This window comes from Williamsia limnetica, from assembly GCF_003217475.1.
Taxonomy (GTDB): domain Bacteria; phylum Actinomycetota; class Actinomycetes; order Mycobacteriales; family Mycobacteriaceae; genus Williamsia; species Williamsia limnetica.
In genome coordinates, this window is record NZ_QJSP01000006.1 from 290,294 (window position 1) to 312,653 (window position 22,360).

Annotated in this window: 21 protein-coding genes; 9 read left to right on the forward strand and 12 right to left on the reverse strand. The window is 65.5% G+C overall.

Annotation, left to right across the window (positions count from 1 at the left end; translation table 11 throughout):
- Positions 1-18 precede the first annotated feature (18 nt).
- Both DFR67_RS12355 and DFR67_RS30925 read right to left on the reverse strand, forming a co-directional pair.
- Positions 19-1,020 carry an esterase/lipase family protein gene (locus tag DFR67_RS12355; RefSeq protein ID WP_110469810.1) on the reverse strand — a complete coding sequence of 334 codons (1,002 nt, stop codon included), beginning with the start codon at positions 1,018-1,020 and terminating at the stop codon, positions 19-21.
- 82 nt (positions 1,021-1,102) lie between these two features.
- Positions 1,103-2,227, reverse strand: a complete 1,125-nt coding sequence (locus DFR67_RS30925) for an NAD(P)-binding domain-containing protein (protein ID WP_211325026.1) — start codon at positions 2,225-2,227, stop codon at positions 1,103-1,105.
- 30 nt (positions 2,228-2,257) lie between these two features.
- Between DFR67_RS30925 and DFR67_RS30930 the strand changes: the two genes are divergently transcribed.
- The 4 genes from DFR67_RS30930 (at position 2,258) to DFR67_RS12375 (ending at position 6,241) form a co-directional block, all read left to right on the forward strand.
- Positions 2,258-2,989, forward strand: coding sequence for an enoyl-CoA hydratase (locus DFR67_RS30930; RefSeq protein ID WP_211325028.1), 732 nt, complete (start codon positions 2,258-2,260; stop codon positions 2,987-2,989).
- A 186-nt stretch (positions 2,990-3,175) separates the two neighbouring features.
- Complete coding sequence (locus tag DFR67_RS12365) at positions 3,176-4,864, forward strand: purine-cytosine permease family protein (protein WP_110469812.1); 1,689 nt, start codon at positions 3,176-3,178, stop codon at positions 4,862-4,864.
- Between the two features lie 109 nt (positions 4,865-4,973).
- A complete protein-coding gene (locus DFR67_RS12370; RefSeq protein WP_110469813.1) occupies positions 4,974-5,423 on the forward strand; it encodes a MarR family winged helix-turn-helix transcriptional regulator in 450 nt (149 codons plus the stop codon).
- A 155-nt stretch (positions 5,424-5,578) separates the two neighbouring features.
- The gene (locus DFR67_RS12375) at positions 5,579-6,241 is read left to right on the forward strand and encodes an NAD(P)H-binding protein (protein ID WP_110469814.1); all 663 of its coding nucleotides are present in this window, start codon (positions 5,579-5,581) and stop codon (positions 6,239-6,241) included.
- A 6-nt stretch (positions 6,242-6,247) separates the two neighbouring features.
- On the opposite strand, the gene DFR67_RS12380 is transcribed toward DFR67_RS12375, so the two are convergent.
- The 9 genes from DFR67_RS12380 to DFR67_RS12420 all read right to left on the reverse strand — a co-directional run bounded on the left by DFR67_RS12380 (position 6,248) and on the right by DFR67_RS12420 (position 14,693).
- Positions 6,248-7,162, reverse strand: a complete 915-nt coding sequence (locus DFR67_RS12380) for a carbohydrate kinase family protein (RefSeq protein ID WP_110469815.1) — start codon at positions 7,160-7,162, stop codon at positions 6,248-6,250.
- A gap of 4 nt (positions 7,163-7,166) precedes the next feature.
- Positions 7,167-7,817: a class II aldolase/adducin family protein gene (locus DFR67_RS12385; RefSeq protein WP_110469889.1), complete on the reverse strand. Its 651-nt coding sequence runs from the start codon at positions 7,815-7,817 to the stop codon at positions 7,167-7,169.
- A gap of 72 nt (positions 7,818-7,889) precedes the next feature.
- Positions 7,890-9,263 carry a styrene monooxygenase/indole monooxygenase family protein gene (locus tag DFR67_RS12390; RefSeq protein ID WP_110469816.1) on the reverse strand — a complete coding sequence of 458 codons (1,374 nt, stop codon included), beginning with the start codon at positions 9,261-9,263 and terminating at the stop codon, positions 7,890-7,892.
- Positions 9,264-9,390: 127 nt separating this feature from the next.
- Positions 9,391-9,783 carry a VOC family protein gene (locus DFR67_RS12395; RefSeq protein ID WP_110469890.1) on the reverse strand — a complete coding sequence of 131 codons (393 nt, stop codon included), beginning with the start codon at positions 9,781-9,783 and terminating at the stop codon, positions 9,391-9,393.
- A 77-nt stretch (positions 9,784-9,860) separates the two neighbouring features.
- Entirely contained in the window at positions 9,861-10,895 is a 1,035-nt protein-coding gene (locus tag DFR67_RS12400; RefSeq protein ID WP_110469817.1) for a zinc-binding dehydrogenase, read from the reverse strand.
- Entirely contained in the window at positions 10,892-11,713 is an 822-nt protein-coding gene (phnE, locus tag DFR67_RS12405) for a phosphonate ABC transporter, permease protein PhnE (RefSeq protein WP_110469818.1), read from the reverse strand. The genes DFR67_RS12400 and phnE overlap by 4 nt, the downstream gene beginning before the upstream one ends.
- A complete protein-coding gene (locus DFR67_RS12410; RefSeq protein WP_110469819.1) occupies positions 11,710-12,579 on the reverse strand; it encodes a phosphonate ABC transporter ATP-binding protein in 870 nt (289 codons plus the stop codon). The genes phnE and DFR67_RS12410 overlap by 4 nt, the downstream gene beginning before the upstream one ends.
- The gene (locus DFR67_RS12415) at positions 12,576-13,493 is read right to left on the reverse strand and encodes a phosphate/phosphite/phosphonate ABC transporter substrate-binding protein (RefSeq protein ID WP_110469820.1); all 918 of its coding nucleotides are present in this window, start codon (positions 13,491-13,493) and stop codon (positions 12,576-12,578) included. The genes DFR67_RS12410 and DFR67_RS12415 overlap by 4 nt, the downstream gene beginning before the upstream one ends.
- 30 nt (positions 13,494-13,523) lie before the next feature.
- On the reverse strand, positions 13,524-14,693 hold the full coding sequence (locus DFR67_RS12420; RefSeq protein WP_211325030.1) for a TIGR03364 family FAD-dependent oxidoreductase: 1,170 nt from the start codon (positions 14,691-14,693) through the stop codon (positions 13,524-13,526).
- A gap of 122 nt (positions 14,694-14,815) precedes the next feature.
- Here DFR67_RS12420 and DFR67_RS12425 point away from each other — a divergent pair, with 122 nt between their 5' ends.
- Entirely contained in the window at positions 14,816-15,580 is a 765-nt protein-coding gene (locus DFR67_RS12425) for a GntR family transcriptional regulator (protein ID WP_110469892.1), read from the forward strand.
- On the forward strand, positions 15,577-16,281 hold the full coding sequence (locus DFR67_RS12430; RefSeq protein ID WP_110469821.1) for a phosphonatase-like hydrolase: 705 nt from the start codon (positions 15,577-15,579) through the stop codon (positions 16,279-16,281). Before DFR67_RS12425 ends, DFR67_RS12430 begins: the two co-directional genes overlap by 4 nt.
- Positions 16,282-16,295: 14 nt before the next feature.
- Here DFR67_RS12430 and ykgO read toward each other — a convergent pair whose 3' ends face one another.
- On the reverse strand, positions 16,296-16,418 hold the full coding sequence (gene ykgO / locus DFR67_RS12435) for a type B 50S ribosomal protein L36 (protein WP_084835712.1): 123 nt from the start codon (positions 16,416-16,418) through the stop codon (positions 16,296-16,298).
- 68 nt (positions 16,419-16,486) lie between these two features.
- Between ykgO and DFR67_RS12440 the strand changes: the two genes are divergently transcribed.
- From DFR67_RS12440 to DFR67_RS12450, 3 genes are all read left to right on the forward strand, one after another.
- Positions 16,487-17,992 (forward strand): carboxyl transferase domain-containing protein, encoded by a 1,506-nt coding sequence (locus tag DFR67_RS12440; protein WP_110469822.1) that lies wholly within the window; start codon positions 16,487-16,489, stop codon positions 17,990-17,992.
- Between the two features lie 125 nt (positions 17,993-18,117).
- Entirely contained in the window at positions 18,118-21,462 is a 3,345-nt protein-coding gene (locus tag DFR67_RS12445) for a DEAD/DEAH box helicase (protein WP_110469823.1), read from the forward strand.
- 48 nt (positions 21,463-21,510) lie between these two features.
- Complete coding sequence (locus DFR67_RS12450) at positions 21,511-22,317, forward strand: type IV toxin-antitoxin system AbiEi family antitoxin domain-containing protein (RefSeq protein ID WP_110469824.1); 807 nt, start codon at positions 21,511-21,513, stop codon at positions 22,315-22,317.
- The last annotated feature ends 43 nt before the right edge of the window (positions 22,318-22,360 follow it).

The following is a 22,360-nucleotide window of genomic DNA, read 5'->3' on the forward strand; positions in this document are numbered from 1 at the left end:
GGAGTCGGCGGGTCGCGGTCAGGAGTTCTCGGCGATCACCATCTCGAGAATTCCGGCTCCGAGCGGCACCGCGGTGCAGGGTGCGGTGACCCCGGCGCCGGGGTCGAGCGCCGAGTGTACGAGCGCGATGGCGAAGTCGTCATAGGGCATGCGGAAGTGGCCGCTCTGGTTGACCGGGCAGAGGTCGGAGATCACCAAATTCGTGGCTCCGGGCCCCCGCAGGCCGGCGTTGCTCAGCGGCTGGATCACCTCGTCGACCCGCGAGGAGATGGTTGTGTATTCGACTCCGGGGACGGTGTCGGAGGGGTTGTTCAGCCCTTCGAGCAGCGGCGAGCCCTGCGACTGTTGCCACAACGCGGTCGAGACGACCTCGGCGGGCAGCACCGTCTTCGCCAGATCCATCGAACCGGGTATCAGCTCGGCCAGCGGGACGAGCCCATAAAGGGTGCCGCCATAGCTGGGCGATGCCAGGCCGACCCAGCGCTTCACCGCGTCGGCGCCGCCCAGTCGATTGGTGTAGTACCTCGACACCGTCGCGCCTTGCGAGTATCCGACCAGGTCGACCTCGGTGGCGCCGCTCGATCGCCGGACCTCGTCGACGAACACGCCGAGCTGCCCGGCGCTTGTCGGGATGTCTTCGGTGCCGAAGGTTCTCGCACCCGGCGCGGAGCCGTAGTTGAGTGCGTACACGCAGAAACCGGCGTCGGCGAGATACGGACCGATTGCCGCGTAGTCGGAGTATGCGGAGGAATCGGTGCCGTGCAGGAGTATCACCGGGCGTGGATGTGTCGCCGAAGGAACGCAGGTGAAGTCGTTGACCCCCGGCGGTACTGCGCCGGGGTGCGCGCGGGCGTATCGCGACGCATCGGGATGTGTGCTCTGGGAAGGGGCGATGACCCCGGGGACCTGCGAGATAGAGAACAGCACGGGCGGCGGGGTTGCTGCCGCGGGTGATGCGAGACAGACGGCAGCGATCGCGCTGATCCCCACGGCTGCGGTCCTGGACAGACGTTTGCGCATGCGCCACCTCTTCGAGTCGCCCGACCCCGCTGACCTGTACATCTCACCACCGGGGGCCACCGCGCGCACTCCGTCGGGAACATTACGTACGTTCGGGGGACCTCGAGAGCACGTCTTGGACGACCCGGGCGGCTTCGCGGCCTGCGCGATTGGCGCCGATGGTCGAGGCCGATGGCCCGTACCCCAGCAGCTGTACCCGGGGCTCGGCTGCGACCACGGTCGCGAGGCGGCCGGTCATCACGATGCCGCCGCCCGGCCCGCGCAGTTTCAGCGGCGCGAGGTGGTCGAGCGAGCTGCGAAAACCTGTGCACCACAATATGACGTCGACGTCGAGATGATCGGATCCGGCGTGGCCGGGGGTGCAGTCCCAGCACACGCCGGTGTCGGTGATGCGGGTGAACATCGGCCGCCACTGCAGGATCCCGTCGGCCCTGGCGCTCCTGATGGCGTCGTTGACCGGCAACCCCGTCACCGACACCACCGAGCCGGGTGCGAGTCCGGCGCGCACGCGTTGCTCGACCCGGGCGACAGCGGCGCGGCCCTGCTCGGCGGTGAACGACCTCTCGGTGAAGCGGGGCTCGGTCCTGCTGCACCAGAAGGTCTGCACCCCTTCGGCTTCACGCGCGATCTCGATCAGCAGCTGCACTGCTGAGATCCCTGCGCCCACCACCAGGACTCGCTGACCCGCAAAGGCGCCGGGGCCGAAGTAATCGTGCGTGTGCAGCTGGGTGCCTGTGTAGCTTTCGATACCCGGAACGTAAGGGATGAAGGGGCGATCCCAGGTACCGGTCGCGTTGATCACGGTGCGAGCCAGCAGGTGTGAACCGTCGGCCGCCGTGACCCGGAAGTCGTCGCCCTCCTTCGACACGGTGCGGATGTGCACCGGGCGCTGCACCTTCAGATCGAACTTGTCCTCGTACTGTGCGAAATAGTCCGGCACCGCGGTGCGCGCGGGCCACTGATCGCACTCCGTGCCGAGGGCCTCGGACAATCCCAGGCCAGGGAGGTCGTGCACATTGTTTGCGCCGGCCAAAGTCAGTGTCGGCCAACGAAACTGCCATGCGCCGCCAGGCCCGGGGGAGTGGTCGAGCATGACGGTGCGGTCACCGAGGCCGAATCGGTGCAGGTAATACCCGGCGGACAGACCGGCCTGTCCGCCACCGATCACCACTACGTCTGTGCGACCTCCGAGGACTTGGGCGTTCACATCAGAAACAGTAGCTGTACGCTGACTGCCATGATTGGGACCAGCCGAGATGGCGACGTGCTGACCATTGAACTCCAGCGTGAGAAGCAGCGCAACGCGCTCAACCACGAACTCGTGGAGGCGCTGTCGGGGGCGTTCACCGATGCCGTCGCCACCGGGGCGCGCGTCATCGTCCTCACCGGGCAGGGCACCGTCTTCTGTGCCGGTGCCGACCTGTCCGGTCCGGTGTACGAAGAGAACTTCCTCGACAAGCTGTTGGCGATGCTCGCCGTCATCGAAAGCGTCCCGGTGCCGGTGATCGCAGCTCTCAACGGACCGGCGATCGGTGCGGGTCTGCAATTGGCGCTCGCTGCCGATCTGCGGGTGATGGCACCCACTGCGTTCTGCGGAATTCCCGCGGCGAAAATCGGTGTCACGGTTGATGAGTGGACCATCAGGCGGTTGGTGTCCCTCGTCGGCGCGGGCGATGCCGCCGGAATCTTGATCGGCTGCGATTCGCTCACCTCCGAGCGTGCGTCCACTGTGGGCTTCGCCAATCGCATCGGCGATCTGGGCGAGGCTCAGCGGTGGGCGGCGATGATCGCAACGCTCGCTCCACTGACGCTGCAGCATTACAAACTGGTGCTCGGAGACGACGGCGCACGCGATCCGGCTCCCGAATCCCACCGTGCGGCCATGGTCAGGGCCTGGCAGAGCCAGGACATGGCGGAGGGTCGCGCCGCTCGGGCGGAGAAGCGTCAGCCTGTCTTCACCGGTCGCTGACAGGCACTCCCATCGGCCCGGGTGGGTCACAGCACCTGACGTTGCATCGTCATGTCCGAAATGTCCGATTTCTGTCGGTTTTCATATCGGTAACACAACTGCAGCCCCGCAGATACATGACGGCCATAGGTTCAGCCAGTCTTCAACAAAGAGGACGCGCGGGATGGTGCACGTGAGGGGATATGAATGTCAGTTGACAACACGGGGAAGGCGGCGGACCCGGTAGCGGGTGCTGCATTGCCCAGCAACATCAACGCGATGAGCGAGACGCTCGAGGATTACACCTTGAGATTCGCCCCTCGCAGCTATCGCAAATGGGGCCCCGCGGTTGTCGCGACCTCCGCTCTCGGCGGCATCGCCTACCTCGCAGACTTTGCCATCGGCGCAAACATCGGTATCGCGAACGGTACCGGTAACGCGTTGTGGGGCATCCTGATCTTTGCGGTGGTCATCGTCCTCACCGGGTACCCGCTGGCCTATTACGCGGCTCGCTACAACATCGACCTCGACCTGATCACCCGCGGAAGCGGCTTCGGTTATTACGGGTCGGTGGTCACAAACGTCATCTTCGCGTCGTTCACGTTCATCTTCTTCGCACTCGAGGGCTCGATCATGGCGCAGGGCCTCAAACTGGGTCTGGGTATCCCGTTGTGGCTGGGCTACCTGATCTCGTCCGTGATGGTCATCCCACTGGTGATCTACGGTATGAAGACCCTTGCGACCCTTCAGGTGTGGACCACCCCGCTGTGGCTCGTCATGATGGTGCTGCCGTTCCTCTACCTGGTCATCAAGCACCCCGACGCGATCGGCGACTTCCTCGCGTTCAGCGGCGGAACCGACGCGCAAGGCGGACACGGCGTGAACTTCGCGGGCATCATGCTCGCTGCCGGCGTGTGTCTGTCGCTCATCGCGCAGATCGCCGAGCAGATCGACTACCTGCGCTTCATGCCTCCCAAGACACCCGAGAACTCCCGTCGCTGGTGGACGGCTGTGATCATGGCCGGGCCGGGCTGGGTCTTCTTCGGTGCCATCAAGCAGATCGTCGGCTTGTTCCTGGCCGTCTACCTGATCATGAACTTCGCCGACCAGGCCGGTGTTGCCAACGAGCCTGTCGAGCAGTTCCTCGCCGTCTACGAAGAGTTCATGCCGCACTGGCTGGCCATGACCCTCGCGGTGATCCTGGTCGTCATATCCCAGATCAAGATCAACGTCACCAATGCCTACTCGGGGTCGCTTGCCTGGACCAACAGCTTCACCAGGATCACCAAGACCTACCCGGGCCGGCTGTTCTTCGTGTTCTTCAACGTCGCAATCGCGTTGATCCTGATGGAAGCCAACATGTTCAGCTTCCTCAACAACATCCTCAACTTCTACGCCAACATTGCCATCGCCTGGATCGTGGTCGTGGCCTCGGACATCGCCATCAACAAGTACCTGCTGAAGATCTCACCGAAGGTGCCGGAGTTCCGTCGCGGCATGCTCTACAACTTCAATCCGGTCGGCTTCGTCAGTGTGCTCCTCGCCGGCGGTCTCTCGATTCTGGTGTACTTCCACGCGTTCGGTGACAGCATCCAGCCGTACTCGCCCGTCGTCGCCACCATTCTGGGGCTGTTCCTTCCCCCGATCATCGCGCTGGCGACCAAGGGCAAGTACTACCTGCGTCGTACCGACGACGGCATCGATCTCCCGATGTTCGACGAGTACGGCAATCCCGCAGACGACAAACTCATGTGCTGTGTCACCGGCATCGAGTTCGAGCGCCCCGACATGCTGATGTCGAACAAGCCCGGTCCGAACGGGGAGAAGCAGTACATCAGCTCGCTGGCCCTCTCCTGTGACAAGACCGGGGAACACGTGCTGCCCGCCCAGAAGTAGTTCCGCCCCCCGCACAAACCCACCCACCCCAGGGAGAACCAGGTGTTGCAGCACCTGGGTATGCCCGGAGCGGGTGGGTTTGTGCGTGCTGGTTGCTAATCTCGGCCGTGTGGCAATCGCGGACGACGCAGTCGAGATCCGGGCGCAGGGCTGGCGCACGCTCGCGACCCTGCACGGTCTGCTCTACGGCGAATTGGAGCGAGCACTCCAGCGCGAACACACGTTGTCGGTCGTCGAATACACGGTGCTCGAGGCTCTGAGCCGTCAGGACGGCTGGCACATGCGCATGGCCCAGCTGGCACGGGCGGCGGCTCTCAGTTCGAGCGCGACCACTCGACTGGTGAATCGGCTGGTTGAACGAAACATGTTGCGGCGCCATCTCAGCGCCGACGATCGGCGTGGCATCTACACCGAACTGACCGACGAGGGCCGGACGATGCTCGACCAGGCACGTCCGACCCACGACGCGACACTTGAGATGGCCCTGGACGAGGCACGTCGAACCCCGGAGCTCGCCCCTCTGGTGGCTGCGCTGCATGAACTGCCTGCGAGACCGTAGCCGCCGAATCGCTCGTTCGCAGGCCGTGCCTCTCCATCGCGGGTGCTCCCGATGGTTTAGCAGGCATGACCTCGGTGGAATGCCATCGCTGATGGCCTTGTTGGAATCACAAGTGCCCTAGCAAGGGCGAGCCCATCAACGACGAAGGGATTCACATGTCACGTGTCGCCATTATCGGAGGCCACGGCAAGATCGCGCTCAAGCTGGCCAAGATCCTGACCGGCGAGGGACACGAGGTCAGTTCGCTGATCCGCAACCCTGATCAGTCCGACGACATCAGGGCAACCGGCGCGACACCGGTCATCGCCGATGTCGAGAATCTGTCCACCGACGAGATCGGTGAGGCGATCAAGGGACACGACGCGGTGGTGTTCTCGGCAGGTGCCGGCGGCGGCAATCCCGACCGCACCTACGCGGTCGACAGAGATGCGGCCATCCGCAGCATCGATGCCGCACTGAAGGTCGACGTACCCCGATACCTGATCGTCTCGTACTTTGGTGCCGGACTGGATCACGGCGTACCAGAAGACGATTCGTTCTACGCGTACGCCGAGGCCAAGGCCGAGGCGGACGACTACTTGCGCAAGACGACGCTGCTGTGGACGATCATCGGACCGGGCAAGCTCACCGACGACGCCGGCACGGGCCGGATCGCCACCAAGGAGCGTGGCGCTGAGTACGACGGGGTGCCGCGCGACGACGTCGCTGCCGTGATCGCCGCAGCCCTGCAGACCCCGTCGAGCGTCGGTACCACCATCGACTTCGTCAGCGGTGAGACGCCGATCGCCGATGCAGTCCAAGGGGCCGCACCCGCCTGACGAGTGTCAGTCGGGTAGTGACTCTGTCGCAGACGTCCAGTCGAAGTCGCCGTGGTCACTGCCCAGGCCGGTGGCCACCACCCCGGCGACCGCGCATCCGAGCTGCGCAGCCCGCAACGCACTGAAGTCGTTCAATCGGCCGGCTATGAACCCGGCCGAGAACGCATCCCCGCAGCCACTGGTGTCGACAACCTCGACAGCGGTGGCTGCGGCATGTTCAGCCCCCGCCGCCGTCACCACCCATGCGCCGTCGGCTCCCGCGGTCACCGCCACGCAGCCGACCCCGCGATCGATCAGAGTGCGGCATCCCTCGATGAGGTCGGTGGCCCCGGTGAGGCCGAGAACCTGTTCGTCGTTGGGCAGCAGATAGTCCAGGTGCGGCAGCACGGCCTCGATCCACGCCAGCACCCCGGGATCGCCGGGCGCCAGTATGTCGGCCGAAATCGTCACCCCCGCTGCGCGTATCCGTTCGAGCGTCGGCGCGAGCTCGGCCGGGCCCAGCAATTCGGGCGCCCCGATGTGGACATGGTCGGCCGAGGTCAGCAGTTCGATCGGAACCTGGTCCAGCGGGTACGCCAGGTTGGCGCCGGGTAGGTGCAACGCGGGCCGGTCGCCGTTGGTCCGGATGGGCAACACACTCATCGACGTTGGTTGATCATCCACGCGCAGAAGATGTTCGGTTACGACCCCGTGGCGTTGCAGTTGAGTGATCAACAGGTCGCCGGAATCGTCGCGCCCCAGCGCCCCGACGGTCGACACCGCAGCTCCCAGCTTGGCCAGCGTGATCGCCGTGCCGCCTGCGGGACCTGCGGGAACCAGCCTGATATGTGGAACCAGTACGGCACCTTGGCCTTCGGGGATCTCATCGACGGGGTGCACCACCACGTCGAGAACGTGAGCGCCGAACGTGACAACCTGCATGGTCCTACTTTCTCCGGAGAGGGGAGTAGCCACGCTCTGCGGCGGCCACCGCCACCTGGACGAGTTGCTCTTGGGTGAGGGTGGCCCCGGGCCCGACCGCTGCGGTCCGGAGGTAGATCTCGGCCTGCCATTCCACGAGTTCGATTCTCTCGCAGGCAGTTGCAAGTGACTCGCCGTAGGCCACCGAGCCGTGATTGCGCATGAGCGCAGCGGTACGTTCGGCGAGCGCGGCGGCCACGGCGTCGGTGAGGGCCTGGGTTCCGAAGATTTCGTGTGGGGCCACTCGTACGGCTCCGCCGAGCAGGGCGGCGGTGTAGTGCACGGCCGGCAGTTCGTCGACGAGATTGGCAACGGCGATCGAGGCGATCGGATGCGCGTGGACCACGGCTGCAGCGTCTGTCGAGCGATAGATCTCGAGATGGAGTAGCAGCTCGGACGTCGGCTTGTGGTCGGTGTCCTCGATCACTGTGCCGTCGAGATCGGTGACCACCATCTGATCGGCGGTCACTTGCGCGAGGTCGGCGCCGCTCGGGGTGGTGAACACCCGGTCGCCGTCCCGAACCGACAGGTTGCCGCCGGTGCCGATCACGAGACCGCGGGTGGCCAGTCGAGCGGCCGCGACCGCAAGTCCTTCCCGCACCGCCTCGGAGTCCATGACGATGAGGTTATCGGGCGGTGGCGGCGATCGGGTGAAGATCGCCGCCACCGGTGGTGCTCCGTGTCGACGTCAGACTGCAGGTTCGAGTGCCTTGTACTGCGACCGCGAGAACCGGCCCGCCGGAGCGAACTTCGCCAGGATGGAGTTGGCGTCCTCGCCGGTGACCTGCTTGATCAGCGACTTCGCGTCGTCTACCGAGTTGATGGAGAGCACCGGTGACGGGTCGGACAGCAGGCCGAACAGCGCAGACCCGAACTTCGGGTCGGTCGCCGCGGCAGGGAACAGCACCGAGGCGTACTCGGCGAAGAGGGGATCGCGTAGGAAGATGCGGGTGGCCAGGTTGGCCGCATCGACGCGGCTGGTGAGGAACTTGTCGTAGGTGCCGGTGATCCAGGCGTCGTCGAACTCGCCGTCATGATTTTTGGCGGCGGCCAGGAACTGGGCAGCCTGGATGAAGCCACTCTGGGCACCCTGTCCCGTGATGGGATCGTAAGATACGGCGGTGTCACCCAATGCGACGACGCGGTGGCCGCTTGCGGTGTGTCCCAATGCCTTCCGAACCACCGGCCGAACAGCGCCCTGGATCCACGAATGCGGGTCCTCTTCGATGACGCGGGTGCTGAGCACCTCGGGCAGATCCCAGTCGAAGTACTCGCGATGCAGGTCGATCACGACCTTGTGCGCCGAATGGGCGTCGGTGACCGACCGGAAGCGTCGCTCCCACTCGCTACCCGGCTGCGCCCAACCGAGGAATGACCATGACGGTCCGGCGTCCTTGTGCAGGTACGGACCCCACCAGCCCTCACCGTGATCGGCGAAGTTGAACGCCTGATGCTTGCCGCCTGCCGGACTCCGGTGCGCGAACACGTCGTCTCCGTGGCCGAGACCGGCGACGGTGACCAGCAGAACACTGCGCTGGGGGCTCTGGTACGGCGACCGCGACTCGTCGACCGAGAACAGACCGGAGAGACCGGCCTTACCGGTGGCGACGAAGGTGAGATCGTTCGCGCCGGCGATGGAGTCGAGGCGATCGGGATCGACGTTCTCGACGATGAAGCGTCCGCCCTTTTCCAGGAATTGCGTCAGGCGCTCATCGACCTTGAGGCGGGTGTCGACACCGACCGCCTCCCACCCCGGGAAGTCGGCATCGAAGTCGAGCAATTCCGCGTAGTCATGGCCGCTTCCGGTGATGGTGCGCGCGCTGATACCGGTGACCTGCGGTGCGCGACCCAGGAAGTTGTCCACTCCCAGTGCGGTTTCCGACTGCTGCGAGAGCCCGAATGTGACTGCGGTTCCGGTGGCGGGGATGTCGCGGAAGAGGCTCTGCTGATCTCTTTCGCTGTAGACGGTGACGTCGAATCCGGCATTCAGGAACCCCACGGCTGCTGAAATACCCGTCTGGCCGGCTCCGATGATGGCGACGGAACGGTTGGTGCTGGTCATTCGGCGATCTCCAATGCTCATTGTTTGTCTGCAAACGAATACGGTGAGCATCCGCCGGGAGTCCGATCAACGGAACCCTTCGGATCAGCGGGAGATTAACTACGGGTGCAGGTCGCGGAAGTGGTCCTCAGAAGCCCAGACGCTCGAACCCGTGGTTGACGGCTTCGACGTTGTTTCCGTCCGGGTCGCGCAGGAAGACACCGTAATACGTCGGGTGATACTCGGGCCAGACACGGGGTTCGTGCAAGATCTCTGCCCCGGCCCCGACGGCCAGTTCATGCACCTCGTCGACGACCTCGCGCGTTGCGGCTGCCAACGCCAGATGCACCGGCCTGATACCGGGGTCGACGAGTGGACCGAACCAGAGTTCCGGGAAGTCGCCGTCGCCGAGTGCGACCATCAGGCCGCCCGGCCCGTCGAATCGCATCACTTCCTTGACGCCGAGTGGCTCGAACACCCGGAGGTAGAACGCTGCGCTCGCGCCCGGGTCGGCGGACTGCAGACTCAGGTGGTCGATCATGGCCTGATCGTAGTCCGAGGTCAGCCGTGTCACATGCGAGTTCCGGCCTCGGCTGCAGGTATTTGTCAGCCCCGGTACTACGCCGGGATGATCCCGACCCGCGGATGAGTCTCGGCCGCCGCCATCGCGAACGCGGTCTCGATGTCGGTGAGGGGAACCGGAGTGCTCACCAACGCGGCGAGTCGGGCTTGCATCGGTGTGCGCCGCAAGAAGTCGACGGCTTCGATGAGATCTCTGAAAGCGTAGTTGTGGCTGCCGATCATCGACACGAGGTTGCGCACCATGAACTCCGGATCGATCAAAACCCCGGGGCCCGGGAACACAGATCCGACGAGAACCACTCGGCCCGCGATGCCGACGACGCGCAGTGCACCTGCGACCGAGTCCGGATGCCCGGACATCTCCAGCACCACATCGACGTCATGAGCGGCCGACGCATCGTCGAGTTCAGCAGGGTCGCACACCACGGTGGCGCCGAGTTCCGCGGCGCCGGCCCGCCGAACAGGGTTCGGGTCGCACGCGATGACCGTCGCGGCACCGCGATCGAGGGCGTAGGCGACCGCGGTCATCCCGAGCATTCCGCAACCGAGGACCACCACTGTTTCTCCCGGCCTCATCTCGGCGCGACGGACGGCGCAGGTGACGGTTGCCGTCGCACACCCCGCGGGTGCGAGGACCGCGGCCGCGAGGTCGTCCGGCACCGGGACCACACCGGTGCCGGACAAGAGGTGAACGTGTGTGGCGAACGACCCGTTGAGTGACCAGCGATCGGAGAGTGCCGCGTGTCCGTACTTGACCGCCGCGACGCATTTCTGGGGAATGCCCGCCCGGCAGCGGACGCAGGCGCCGCACGAGGTACCGATCGTCCAGACCACCCGGTCACCGATGGCTGCGGGAGCGCCGGCTCCCGCAGCGACGACGTGTCCGACAGCCTCGTGCCCGAGGACGGTGGGCAATGGTGTGATTCGATGCCCGGCCACGGTGTGCAGGTCGCTGCCGCACACCGTCGCCAGTTCCACCGCGACGAGCAGTTCGCCCTCGGCGAGTGTGGGTTCGTCGACCTCGCAGACGGTGAAGCCCTGCCTTGACCAGACGGCAGCCGAGAGATTCACGCGTTCAGTCGCTTCCGAACAGCACCGCTGAGCAGGTCGACTGCCACCACGAGGATCAGGACCATCAGGATGTACGTCATCATCTCGTCGAAGCGGAAGAGCGAGATGGACTGGTTGATGAGGAATCCGATACCTCCGGCACCGACCAGCCCGAGGACCAGCGACGAGCGGACGTTCACATCGAGCCGGTAGAGCAACAGTCCGACGAACTGCGGGACCACGGTCGGCAACACCACATGTGCGGCGATCTGTGTACTCGATGCCCCGGCGACGCGGAGCGCCTCGATGGGGCCGTCGTCGATCTCCTCCATCGCCTCCGACCACAACTTCGCCATCACGCCGGTGTTGTGCAGGATGATCGCGAGGACGCCGGCGAACGGGCCGAGTCCGACCGCGGTGACAAAGATGAGCGCGAAGACGATATCGGGAACCGCCCTCAGAAATGACATGATGCCGCGAGCTGCCTGGTACACAAACGGGTTGCGGCTCGTCGTCCGCGCTCCGAGAACCGCCAAGAGCACCGAGAACGGTATAGAGAACGTGGTTCCGACGAGCCCGATCGCCAGGGTCACCAGACAGGCCTCGATTCCGGGTTGCACCACGGTCGACCACGAGAGGTCTGGTGGCAGAGCCGATTGCAGAAACGAGACGATGCCGCTCCAGCCGGAGACGAGTGCGCTGATCGACACGTCCGTCTCCCGAATGGCCCAGATGTGAACCGCGATCAGGCCGACAGCGAGCGCGATGACGCCCAGGACCGTGGTGCGACGACGTGGCCGTTTGGGTACCGCCAGTCGCCGGATCGTCAGGGTTGTCACGTCGAAGGCCCCTTCGTGAGGTTCGCGGCGGTGGGGTTGTACAGCGCTGCGACGGTGTCGTCGTCGAGGTCGTAGGACGCGCACGAGAAGCTGATGCGACCGGCGTCGAGCCCGACGAGCCGGGTGCAGTGCCTGCGCGCGAGATCAGGCTGGTGCAGCACCGCCGCGACGGCGATGCCGTCTTCGGCCAGGGACAGCAGCAGCCCCATCACCTGCTCGGCGGATGCAGGATCGAGCGCGGACACCGGCTCGTCGGCGAGCAGTACCGGAGCCCGTTGGCACAGGGCGCGGGCGATGGCGACCCGCTGCTGCTGGCCGCCGGACAGTCTGCCCGCGCGGTCGTAGGCGCGGTCGGCCAGACCCACCCGGTCCAGACAGCCCATCGCCTCCTCGCGCAGGTCCCGGGGAAAGGCGAAACCTGACCACGATTGCCGCATCGTCAGCCTGCCCAGCGCGCCGGCGCAGACATTGTCGAGTACCGAACGTCGGCCGACGAGGTGGATCTGCTGGAACACCATCGCGGCGGCGAACGAGCGACCGCCGCGGTGGATGACCGGTTCGCCGAGGATTTCGATGGTGCCTGTGTCGGGTGCGGTGAGTCCCACCACGCATCGCAGCATGGTGGATTTTCCGGAACCGTTGGCGCCGAGCACGCCGACCAACTCGCCGGCGTGAACGTCGAGGTCGACACCGTGCAGGACAGTGCGGTCTCCGAAGGAGGTGCGCAGTCCCCGGATCGAGAGAGCCGGCGCGTCGCGTTCGCTCCCGTCGGCGTTCGGGCTGCTGGTGGTGGCACCCGTGCTGACCGGCTTCGACGTGGGATTCGCCGAGATCGCCGCTGTCGTACTCGCCGCCCCGGTGCTCATCCGGCGTCCTCGGCGGTCAGACCGAGCGTCGAGGCGAGATCGAACAGCGGTTGGTACGTGCTCTGATCAACGGCGAGCAGTGGACCGGCGGGATCGACGTCGAGCAGCGCACCGGCCTTCGCGACGGCTTCCGGCGGCAGCGTGAGAAGTGCATCGGAGACGGCTTTTTGGAACTCGGGGCTGGTGGCACCCGCGACTGTGATGGGGTCGTTGGGGATTGGGTCGGAAGTCCAGATCTGCCGGAACTTCGAGGTGTCGAATGCCCCTTCCCCTGTCGATGTGGCAAGCTGCTGGGAGTTGATTTCCGCGGCGTCGACCTTGCCGTTGCTCAATGCGAGCAACGCTTCGGGGTGGCCACCGGCGTAGGTGATGTCCAGGTCGGAATCCTGTAGACCGTTGTCGCGCAGTGCCATCTGGGGCAGCGCGTCGCCGGAGGTGGAACCCGGCTCGGACAATGCCAAGCTCTTGCCGCGCAGGTCGGCGATCGACTTGATCGGTGAGTCGTTGGGCACCCAGATGCCGGCGGTGTACGTGGAGAGCTGCCCGTCGGCGGTGCCGAACGACGCGAGAGGCCTGGCGTCGGCCTGCTGGCTGGCGAATACGTACCCGAGCGGCCCGAACACTCCCAGTTCGAGCTGTCCGTTGCGCATCGCCAGGACCTCCGCGGAGTAACTGTCGACGACGGTCACCTCGACCGGGCAGTTCAGTTTTTCCGAGAGCGCCTCGCCGACGACCTGGAAGGCGGGGGTCAATTTCGCCGGGTCCTCGAACGGCTCGACCCCGAACCGGATCTTGCCGTTGGGACAGGTGGGGGATGAGGCTGTGTCGTTGCCGTCGTCACCGCACGCGGTGAGTGCGACGGTGGAAGCAATGGCAGCGAGAAGTGCTGCCACGTGGCGGGTCTTGATGGACATGGGTTCTCCTGGGTGGGTGGGGGCGGTGGATCAAAACGAGTCGAGAACTGTGGGGGCGAGGCCGAGAGAGGTGGTCATGCCGATACCCGATGTGATGGACACGACCCGGACATCAGCGGAGGGGGCGGCGACGAGAAAGTCGGTGCGCGGGCTCGTCGCGTAGACGCCGCGCCAGCGCCGCAGCACCGTCAGCGGGGCACCGAACAATCGCGCGCCCTCGCGCAGCAGGAGTTGGGCATCGAGTTCTTCGTCGAACGGCAGGTGCGTTCGCGCGTGGTGGTGGGTGTCGCCGAGGACGATCGCACCGTCGGGACGCTGGGTGAGCATGAGATTCATTGCCACTTCAAGCAATTCCGGGGCGTCGGCAGCGAAGCGCTGCGCCACTGCTGTCGCCGACGGCATGGCCGACAAGCCGTTGTACCGCAGCATGGACAGGCCGGTGAGTATTGCCGGATCGATTCTGCGCCCTGCAGGTGGCGCCACCTCCAGCATTTGCAGGCGGCAGCGTTCGACCTGCCACTCCTCGGCGACCTGGGGGTACAGGCGGTCGACGTCGTGGCCGGTGGCGTGCACGAGTGTGCGGCCGCGGATGTCGCCACGCGGGGTCCGTGCGACGACCGAACCGCGTCCTTCATCGACGATCTCCCCGACGGTGGTGTTCCAGTGGAAGGTGGCGCCCTCCGTGGCGAGCCAGGCGGTGATCGCCGGTACCGCTGCCCGGGGATCCACTCGCAGGTCCAGGGGCAGGTGCGCCGCGCCGAGGATCTGGTGGAGGTCGAAGGGGAGGTCTTCGAGTCCCTGGCGGGGCAGGAGGGTGGCCTGCTCTGCTCCGCGTTCGCTGGCGAACTCCTCGAGTACGGCGAGTTCGTCTGCGCTGCGGGCGATCACCGTGGTGCCGCATTCCTCGACTCCGAAGCCTGCCTTGCGGCCCAAGGTCAGCCACCGGTCTCGGCCGGCGAGAGCGTACTGGAGTGCGGCGTCGGCCTGGGCGGTGATGCAGATGTGCCCGAAGTTGCGTATGGAGGCGCCGACCGCCTGGTCGTCGCGTTCGATGATGACGACGGACATCCCTCGGAGCACCGCATCGGCGGCGTGGGCGAGGCCGACGATGCCTGCGCCGACGACAACGAGGTCGGCTGTGTGTGGTGGGTTGTTTTGCTGCACGGCGACCACGGTTCCGTCCTTGTGGGTCGAAGTCAACGTCTCAGGGGAACTTGTACGAACAAGTTTGCCTGTTGTTTACCGTTGTTGCGCAGGGACCTTCGCGTCGTGCATGATCTGCTGTGTTGAACGAAGTCCAGTTGTTCAGTCAGGTCGGAGGAATGGTCGTGTCGCTCCCGCTCCATGTACGCGTCGCGGAGATCCTGCGCGCGCAGATTGCCGACGGCACCTTGCCGGTGGGGTCGGCGTTGCCGTCCGAAAGCGCGCTGTGCGCAACGCATCAGGCGTCGCGGGGCACCGTGCGGGCGGCACTGGCCGCCTTGCGGAACGAGGGGCTCATCGCAGGGGGTCGTGGGCGGCCGCCGGTGGTGCGCGACACCGCGGTCGTGCAGTCGTTCGAAACGTTCATGTCGTTCACCGCCTGGGCGCACGACATCGGCCGCACACCGGGTCAGCGGACGATCGAGATCGCACGGCGCGGGGCGAGCGCGATCGCCGCGGTGTCGCTGGAGATCGAGGAAGGCACACCGGTCGTCGACGTGCTGCGCATGCGGACTCTCGATGGTGTGCCCGCGATGATCGAGCGGTCGAGTTTCATCGAGCCGGTCGGGCGGCTGCTCTTCGACTTCGATTCCGACTCGGGCTCGATCTACGCCTACCTGACCGGGCAGGGCGTCGACCTGCATGAAGGTCGGCACACCATCGACGCTGTCGCGGCGACCGATGTCGATGCAGCCCATCTCGACATCGACCCCGGGTCTCCGCTGCTCCGTGAACGTCGCCGCGCAGTCGACCACTCCGGTAAGCCGCTGGAGTACGCCGATGATCGCTACCGCCCGGATCGGGTCGCGTTCACCATCGACAACACCCATCCAGCGGCCAACGGGGCCGCGCCCGACATCCGCATCGTCAAGGAGATTTCATGACCTCGCCAACCCCGTCCAACTCGTTCGATCTCGCCAGCCTCGATATGGCCGGGACCACCGTTGACGAGGGCGGACTCGTCTATGACGTGCTCTCGCGTGTGGTCGGCGACGCGGTCGGGGCGACACTGCCCGAAGACTTGTTGGCACGCTGGAAGGGCACGAGCAAACACGAAGCCATCGGGGGGCTGTTGGCCGCCATGGGGGCCGACCCGGCTCGCGTGGACGCGGTGTTCGCCGAGTTTCGCGAACGGCTGATCGAGGCCTATCGCGCCACGCCGCCCGCGCCGGTCACTGGGGTACCGGAAGCTTTGCGCGCGTTGCGATCCCGTGGTGTCAAGGTCGCGCTCCAGACGGGGTATTCCGCAGACGTCGCGGCTGCGATCCTGGCGGGCCTTGGCTGGACTGTGGGAGCGGGTGCGGAGGACACCGTGGACGCCCTCATCACATCGGACCTCGTGCCCGCCAGCCGGCCTGCCCCCTACCTGGTGTTCCGCAGCATGGAGGCCACCGGCGTCGTCGATGTGCGGCGGGTACTCGTTGCTGGCGACACCCCCAACGACGTTCTCGCCGGACATAATTGCGGTGCGGGGTTTGTCGTGGGTGTGTTGTCGGGGTCGTTCGGTGCCGACGTCCTCGAGCGGCAGCCACTGACCCATCTGCTACCGAGTCTGGCGTCGGTGGCCGACCTGTTGGACGCCTGAGGCGGCGTGCCGGTTCAGCCCTGACGGGCTTTCAGGCGCGGGTTCTTCTTGTTGATCACAAAGGTCCGGCCGCGACGGCGGACGACCTGTGATCCGGCTTGGTTCTTGAGCGACTTCAACGAGTTCCTGACCTTCACGATGCCTCCAGTTTAATGGAAATGATTACCAATAGTAGCGCACCGCGCAAGCCCACTACGGTTGACGGGTGAGCAACGGAACTGAGGGGCCCGAGAAGGTGCCCGCGACCGAGTTGTTGGCGAAGCTGGCCGACGAGGGCAGTTGGCAACCGTGGGACACCCAGATCACGGCATTGCCCGACGACCCCGACTATGCCGCGGACATCGTCGGCGCTCGCCGCAAGACCGGCCTCGACGAATCGATCATCTGTGGTGAGGCCACCGTGCACGGCGTGCGCGTCGCCGTCGTGGTGAGCGAGTTCGGGTTCCTCGGGGGATCCATCGGCCGGGACGCAGGCCGGCGGGTGGTGGCGGCCATCCGCAGGGCCACCGACGAGGGGCTTCCACTATTGGCGCTCCCTGCCTCGGGCGGGACCCGCATGCAGGAAGGTACGGCCGCATTCCTGCAGATGGTCAACATCACCGCTGCAGTGGTCGCCCACAAAGCGGCGAAACTTCCCTACCTGGTCTATCTGCGGCACCCGACCACCGGCGGTGTCTTCGCGTCCTGGGGTTCGCTGGGGCACGTGAGCATGGCCGGACCCGGCGCGCTCGTCGGGTTCCTCGGCCCACGCGTTTTCGAAGGTCTCTACGGCGCGCCCTTCCCGTCGGGCGTGCAGGTGTCGGAGAACCTACGGTCACATGGGCTGATCGATCTTGTTGTGCCCGTTGCGGAACTCGGCGCAACCGTGGCGAAGATCGTTCGGATCCTCGCCGAACCGGTGCGCGCGGTCGACGGCGAACCGACGCGGCCATCCGCAGCCGTTGTCGCGGAGTCGTCGGCGTGGGACGTCGTTGAGGCATCCCGGCGTCCGGACCGTCCGGGCGTCGCACAGATGCTCAGGGTGTCCGCTGATGAGGTGGCCGAGCTCGCCGGGGGTGGTGAGCCCGACGCCCGGAGCGGAGTCGTGCTGGCGCTGGCGCGCTTCGGCGCTCACGCGGCGGTGGTCGTCGGGCAGGACCGCAATCGGCAGGTGCCGGGAGCGCTGGTCGGTCCAGCGGACCTGCGGCTGGCCCGTCGGGGAATGCGCATGGCCCAGAGCCTTGGCCTGCCGCTGGTCACGGTGATCGACACCCCGGGTGCAGATTTGTCGGCCGATGCAGAAGAAGGCGGGCTCGCAAACGAGATCGCGCATTGCATAGCCGAATTGACCGATTTGAGCGTGCCGTCGGTGTCGGTGCTGCTGGGCCAGGGCGCCGGCGGTGCCGCATTGGCACTCTTTCCCGCAGACCGGGTCATCGCCATGGCGAACTCGTGGCTCTCGCCGCTCCCGCCCGAGGGCGCGAGTCTCATCGTGCACCGCGACGTCAACCACGCGCCCGATATGGCTGAGCGACAGGGTATTCGAGCCACCGATCTGTACGCCTCCGGCATCGTCGACGTGGTGATCGCCGAAACCGGCGCAGCAGGGGGATTCCTGCCCGACCTCGGGGCACAGCTCGCCATCGAACTCGCGGACCTCGCTGCGACGGACGGGTCCGAGCGCGCGCACCGCCGCCGGGAGCGCCGACACCGGATCGGCGGCGGCGACTGATTGTCCGCGATGAGTGTGGAGACCTCTGATGGCGGAGTGTGGATGGTCGTCCACTCTGTGGACAACTGTCGACGACGGCTGCGGTCCGGGACGGCCCGTCGGCAGGCAGCGATAACCTGCAGTCAATGACCACCGACTGGGCACACCTGATCACCCCGGCATCGCTCAAAAGCGACTTCGATGCCGGGACGATTCAGCGTGGCTCGGCGTACGCCCGCCAGCGGCGACTCGTCGGTGTGTCCTGGGACGAGGGTAAACGGCGGTTGACGGGCCGATGCCAGGGCTCGGGCGTCTCCCAATATTCGATGAAAGTCGTGTTCAGCCACCTCGGGCAGGGGTGGAAGATCGCCGACGCCTCGTGCACCTGTCCGGTCGGCTACTTCTGCAAGCACACCGTGGCGCTGTTGCTCGGCTTCGCCCGGGACTCGGGCACCGCCGCGTCGCATGTGCTTCCCCAGTCTCCGCCGCGCCCTCCGGATTGGGAGCAGCGGCTGCGGCCACTGCTGACCGGCCCTGCCGAACCCACGGCCAAGCTGGCGTTGCAACTGTTCGTCTCGACACTCGACCCTCTGCGCCGCCGAAGTGCACCACAGATCGCGTTGCGCCTGATGCGCCCGGGGACGCGCACCGAATGGATCAGAACGGGCATCGACTGGCCGGGGCTGATGCAGGCGAGTTTCTCCACCTTCGACCCTCGTCAGCTCTCGATCCTGCGCATGATGGCACGCGACTCGACGCAGACCAACCGCTACGGGTTGCCGAACGGTCTGATCTTGGAGACGGCGCCGATGACCATCTGGCAGCAACTCGATGATGCGCTCGCCGCGGGGATCCCCATCCTCGGCGACCCTGCCTCGGGCATCGCCGAGGTTCGACTGGTCACACAGGCCGCGCTCACCGTCGACCTCAGCGGTGACTACGGGGAGGACGCTCATCTCACCGTCGAGATGGCGATCGACGGCACGGTACTCGCGCCGGACGAAGTGACCTTGTTGGGAAAACCTGATCCTCATGGCCTGTGCTGGATCGACGACGCCGGGATGTTGACGCTCGCGCCATTCGATCCGCAACTTCGACACGTCGCAGCCCTGATACGGACCCAGCCCGTCGTCATTCCCGCTGCCGACGCCGCCAGGTTCACTGCTGAGATCCTGCCGCGACTGGTCGACTCGGTCCCGACCCGCGTGCGCGATGGGCTGTTCAGCCCTCCGACGGTCATCGGCCCGGTCGGGCTGTTGACGGTGTCGTTCACCGAGGCTGTCGCCCACACCCACTGGGCTGTCAGGTATCTGGTCAACGACCAGCCCTACGACTTCGACACCGAATCGTCCGGTGGCGCGGCTCGCTGGCGGAACCCGGATGCAGAGCGCGCGTTGTGGCAGCAGCTGCGGGGTGCGATGACATCGCTGGTGATGATCGACGATCGCGCAGTGCTCAAGGCGCTCGCCGCGTATACCGGCGGCGGATATCCGGTCGGAGTGATTCCTCCGTTCGATGAGATCGAGCAGGCGCACAACGACGAGGCGGTGGCGGCCATGACCACCGAGGCCCTTCGCCGTGACGCTCACCTCAACAGGATCCAAACCGCGCGCCTGTGCGGTGAGGTCTTGCCCGCCCTTCAGGGTCGGGACGACCTGGTCGTCGAAATCGGCGACACCCCTGCGCGATTCCGGCTGGTCACCGAGCAGACGCGGGTGCGGTTCAGCGCGTCCGAATCGAGCGGGTCCGACTGGCTCGGGCTCGACGTCACCATGGACGTCGACGGCGAACAGGTTCCCTTGGCCGACCTCATCGCCGAACTGTCCACGAACGCAACCCACATGCTGCTGCCCTCTGGCGTGTACTTTCCCTTGGATTCACCCGAATTGACCAGGCTCAAGGCGCTGATGGAAGAAGCGGAAAAACTCGGCGAGCTGAAAGAAGGGCGCGCAAACCCGGCGCCGCTGAACGTGACCCTGTGGGAAGACCTTCTGCATCTGGGGGTGGTCGATGAACAGCTCAAAGGATGGCAGGAGCGGATCGCCAAGCTCAGTGCCGCCGAACCCCCGGTCGCTGTCGAACCGCCGCTGATGCTGCGCGCGACGTTGCGCGACTATCAGCTGGAGGGGCTGACCTGGCTCTCGTTCTTGTGGGACAACGGGATCGGTGGCATCCTCGCCGACGACATGGGGCTCGGCAAGACTCTGCAGACCCTCGCCTTGTTCGGCCGTGCCAGAGAACGAGGTGAAACCGGTCGGTTCCTGGTGGTGGCGCCCACCAGCGTCGTCAACAATTGGGTGGCCGAATGTCATCGCTTCACCGATCTGACCGCGGTGGCCGTGACCGCCACACAGAAGAAGAGTAAGACGCCATTGACCGACGTGATCGCGGGCGCCGACATCGTGATCACCACATACACCTTGCTCCGCCTGGACTTCGATGCCCTGGATGAACTGGACTGGGCCGGAATGGTCCTCGATGAAGCACAATTCGTCAAGAACCACACCTCGAAAAACCACCAGTTCGCCAGACGTCTCGACACCGCGTTCAAGCTCGCCATCACGGGCACGCCGATGGAGAACAACCTGATGGAACTGTGGTCGTTGTTGTCGATCACGGTACCCGGGCTGTTCCCCAGCCCGAGGTCGTTCGCCGACTACTTCCGCAAACCCATCGAAAAGGGGGAAGATCCCGACAGGTTGCCGATCTTGCGCAAACGCATCAAACCGGTGATGTTGCGCCGCACCAAAGACCAGGTGGCACGGGACCTGCCGGCGAAACAAGAGCAGACCATCGATATCGAACTGTCGCCCAAGCACCGCAAGATCTACGACACCCGGTTGGTGCGCGAACGGGAAATAGTCCTCGGGCTCCTGGGGGACTTCGAGAAGAACCGTTTCCAGATCTTCCGATCGCTGACAATGCTGCGGCAACTCAGTCTGCACGCCGGACTCATCGACTCCGCCGACGCCGACGTGACGTCCGAGAAGATCACGTTCATCCTCGAGCAGCTCAAAGAACTCATCGCCGAGGGGCACAGTGCGTTGGTCTTCAGTTCCTTCACCGGATTCTTGGGAATTCTCCGACAAGCGTTGGACGCGAACAGTATCAGGTACAGCTATCTCGACGGATCACTGTCTGCGCGCGAGCGGGCCGCGGCCATCGAGAACTTCACCGGCGGTAAGACCCAGGTTTTCCTGATCAGCCTCAAGGCAGGAGGGTTCGGCCTGAACCTCACCGAGGCCGACTACTGCTTCGTCTGCGATCCGTGGTGGAATCCCGCCGCCGAGGCCCAGGCGATCGACCGCACCCATCGTATCGGGCAACGCCGACCTGTCACCGTGTACCGCCTGGTCTCGGCGGACACCATCGAGTCGAAAGTGGTTGCCTTGCAGGAGCGCAAACGTGCGTTGTTCACCGCAGTGGTCGACGACGGCGAGATGTTCTCGTCCGCGGTCGCAGCCGACGACATCAGGAACATGCTCGAATAATCGCGGGTCTTCCTGGATCCATCAGGCAGGGCCGCGCGTCCGATAGGTATGTCAACGGGCGTCTTCAGTGCTGCCGAGCTTCGGCGATCAGGTTTCGACGACAGTGATGTGCGCAAGGAGGTTCGGGTCGGGTCGCTGATCCGGCTGCGTGCCGGCTGGTATGCGATACCGACCGCAGATCCGGCCGCGATGCACGCGGTTCGAATGGGCGGCGCGCTGGGTTGTGTATCGGCCCTACGGTGGCACGGGCTGTGGATCGCACCCGGTTATGAAGGCGTGCATGTGCGATTCAGCAAGCACGGCAAACACACACGTCGACCAGGTTGCCAGGGCTATGGCGCTCAGGCGCCAGTCGCCACGGCCGTTGATCCGGTGGCGTCGGCGCTGAAATACGCGGCGAAGTGTATGAGCGCCGAGGACTGGATCACGGCGTGTGATTCAGCCCTGAACAAAGCTCGCCAGACAGTTTCGGGCCTGCAGGATGAGATGGGCCCCATCCCGAAGAAGATGCACCTGCTGATGGAGAAGTGTGATCGGAACTCGCAGTCGGGAACCGAATCGCTGACTCGACTCCGGTTGCGGGCCGCTGGTTTCAAGGTCATCACGCAACCGCCGATCCCCGATGTCGGCAGAGTCGACTTGCGCGTCGGCCGCTTGCTGATCGAGTGCGACAGCAAAGACCACCACACAAGCTTGGCGGACTACCAGAATGATCGTCGCCGCGACCGGGCTGCTCTCAGGGGCGGGTGGCTGACCATGCGGATCACGTACGACGACGTCCTCTACGGATGGGATGGGGTACTCGATGACGTGCGGGCGATCACCCGGCCGGATCGTCATCGGATACGCCGCTGAGATCGCCCGATTCAGGGGGTGCAAAGGGCTATTTACCCTCGGC

Bases quoted from the DNA above. Each gene is read 5' to 3' on its own strand.
- DFR67_RS12430 (WP_110469821.1), top strand. From the start codon at position 15,577: ATGACCTCGCCAACCCCGTCCAACTCGTTCGATCTCGCCAGCCTCGAT.
- DFR67_RS30930 (WP_211325028.1), top strand. From the start codon at position 2,258: ATGATTGGGACCAGCCGAGATGGCGACGTGCTGACCATTGAACTCCAG.
- DFR67_RS12445 (WP_110469823.1), top strand. From the start codon at position 18,118: ATGACCACCGACTGGGCACACCTGATCACCCCGGCATCGCTCAAAAGC.
- DFR67_RS12410 (WP_110469819.1), bottom strand. From the start codon at position 12,579: ATGAGCACCGGGGCGGCGAGTACGACAGCGGCGATCTCGGCGAATCCC.
- DFR67_RS12365 (WP_110469812.1), top strand. From the start codon at position 3,176: ATGTCAGTTGACAACACGGGGAAGGCGGCGGACCCGGTAGCGGGTGCT.
- DFR67_RS12390 (WP_110469816.1), bottom strand. From the start codon at position 9,263: ATGACCAGCACCAACCGTTCCGTCGCCATCATCGGAGCCGGCCAGACG.
- DFR67_RS12375 (WP_110469814.1), top strand. From the start codon at position 5,579: ATGTCACGTGTCGCCATTATCGGAGGCCACGGCAAGATCGCGCTCAAG.
- DFR67_RS12395 (WP_110469890.1), bottom strand. From the start codon at position 9,783: ATGATCGACCACCTGAGTCTGCAGTCCGCCGACCCGGGCGCGAGCGCA.
- DFR67_RS12425 (WP_110469892.1), top strand. From the start codon at position 14,816: ATGGTCGTGTCGCTCCCGCTCCATGTACGCGTCGCGGAGATCCTGCGC.
- DFR67_RS12385 (WP_110469889.1), bottom strand. From the start codon at position 7,817: ATGGACTCCGAGGCGGTGCGGGAAGGACTTGCGGTCGCGGCCGCTCGA.
- DFR67_RS12450 (WP_110469824.1), top strand. From the start codon at position 21,511: ATGTCAACGGGCGTCTTCAGTGCTGCCGAGCTTCGGCGATCAGGTTTC.
- DFR67_RS12355 (WP_110469810.1), bottom strand. From the start codon at position 1,020: ATGCGCAAACGTCTGTCCAGGACCGCAGCCGTGGGGATCAGCGCGATC.
- DFR67_RS12415 (WP_110469820.1), bottom strand. From the start codon at position 13,493: ATGTCCATCAAGACCCGCCACGTGGCAGCACTTCTCGCTGCCATTGCT.
- DFR67_RS12380 (WP_110469815.1), bottom strand. From the start codon at position 7,162: ATGCAGGTTGTCACGTTCGGCGCTCACGTTCTCGACGTGGTGGTGCAC.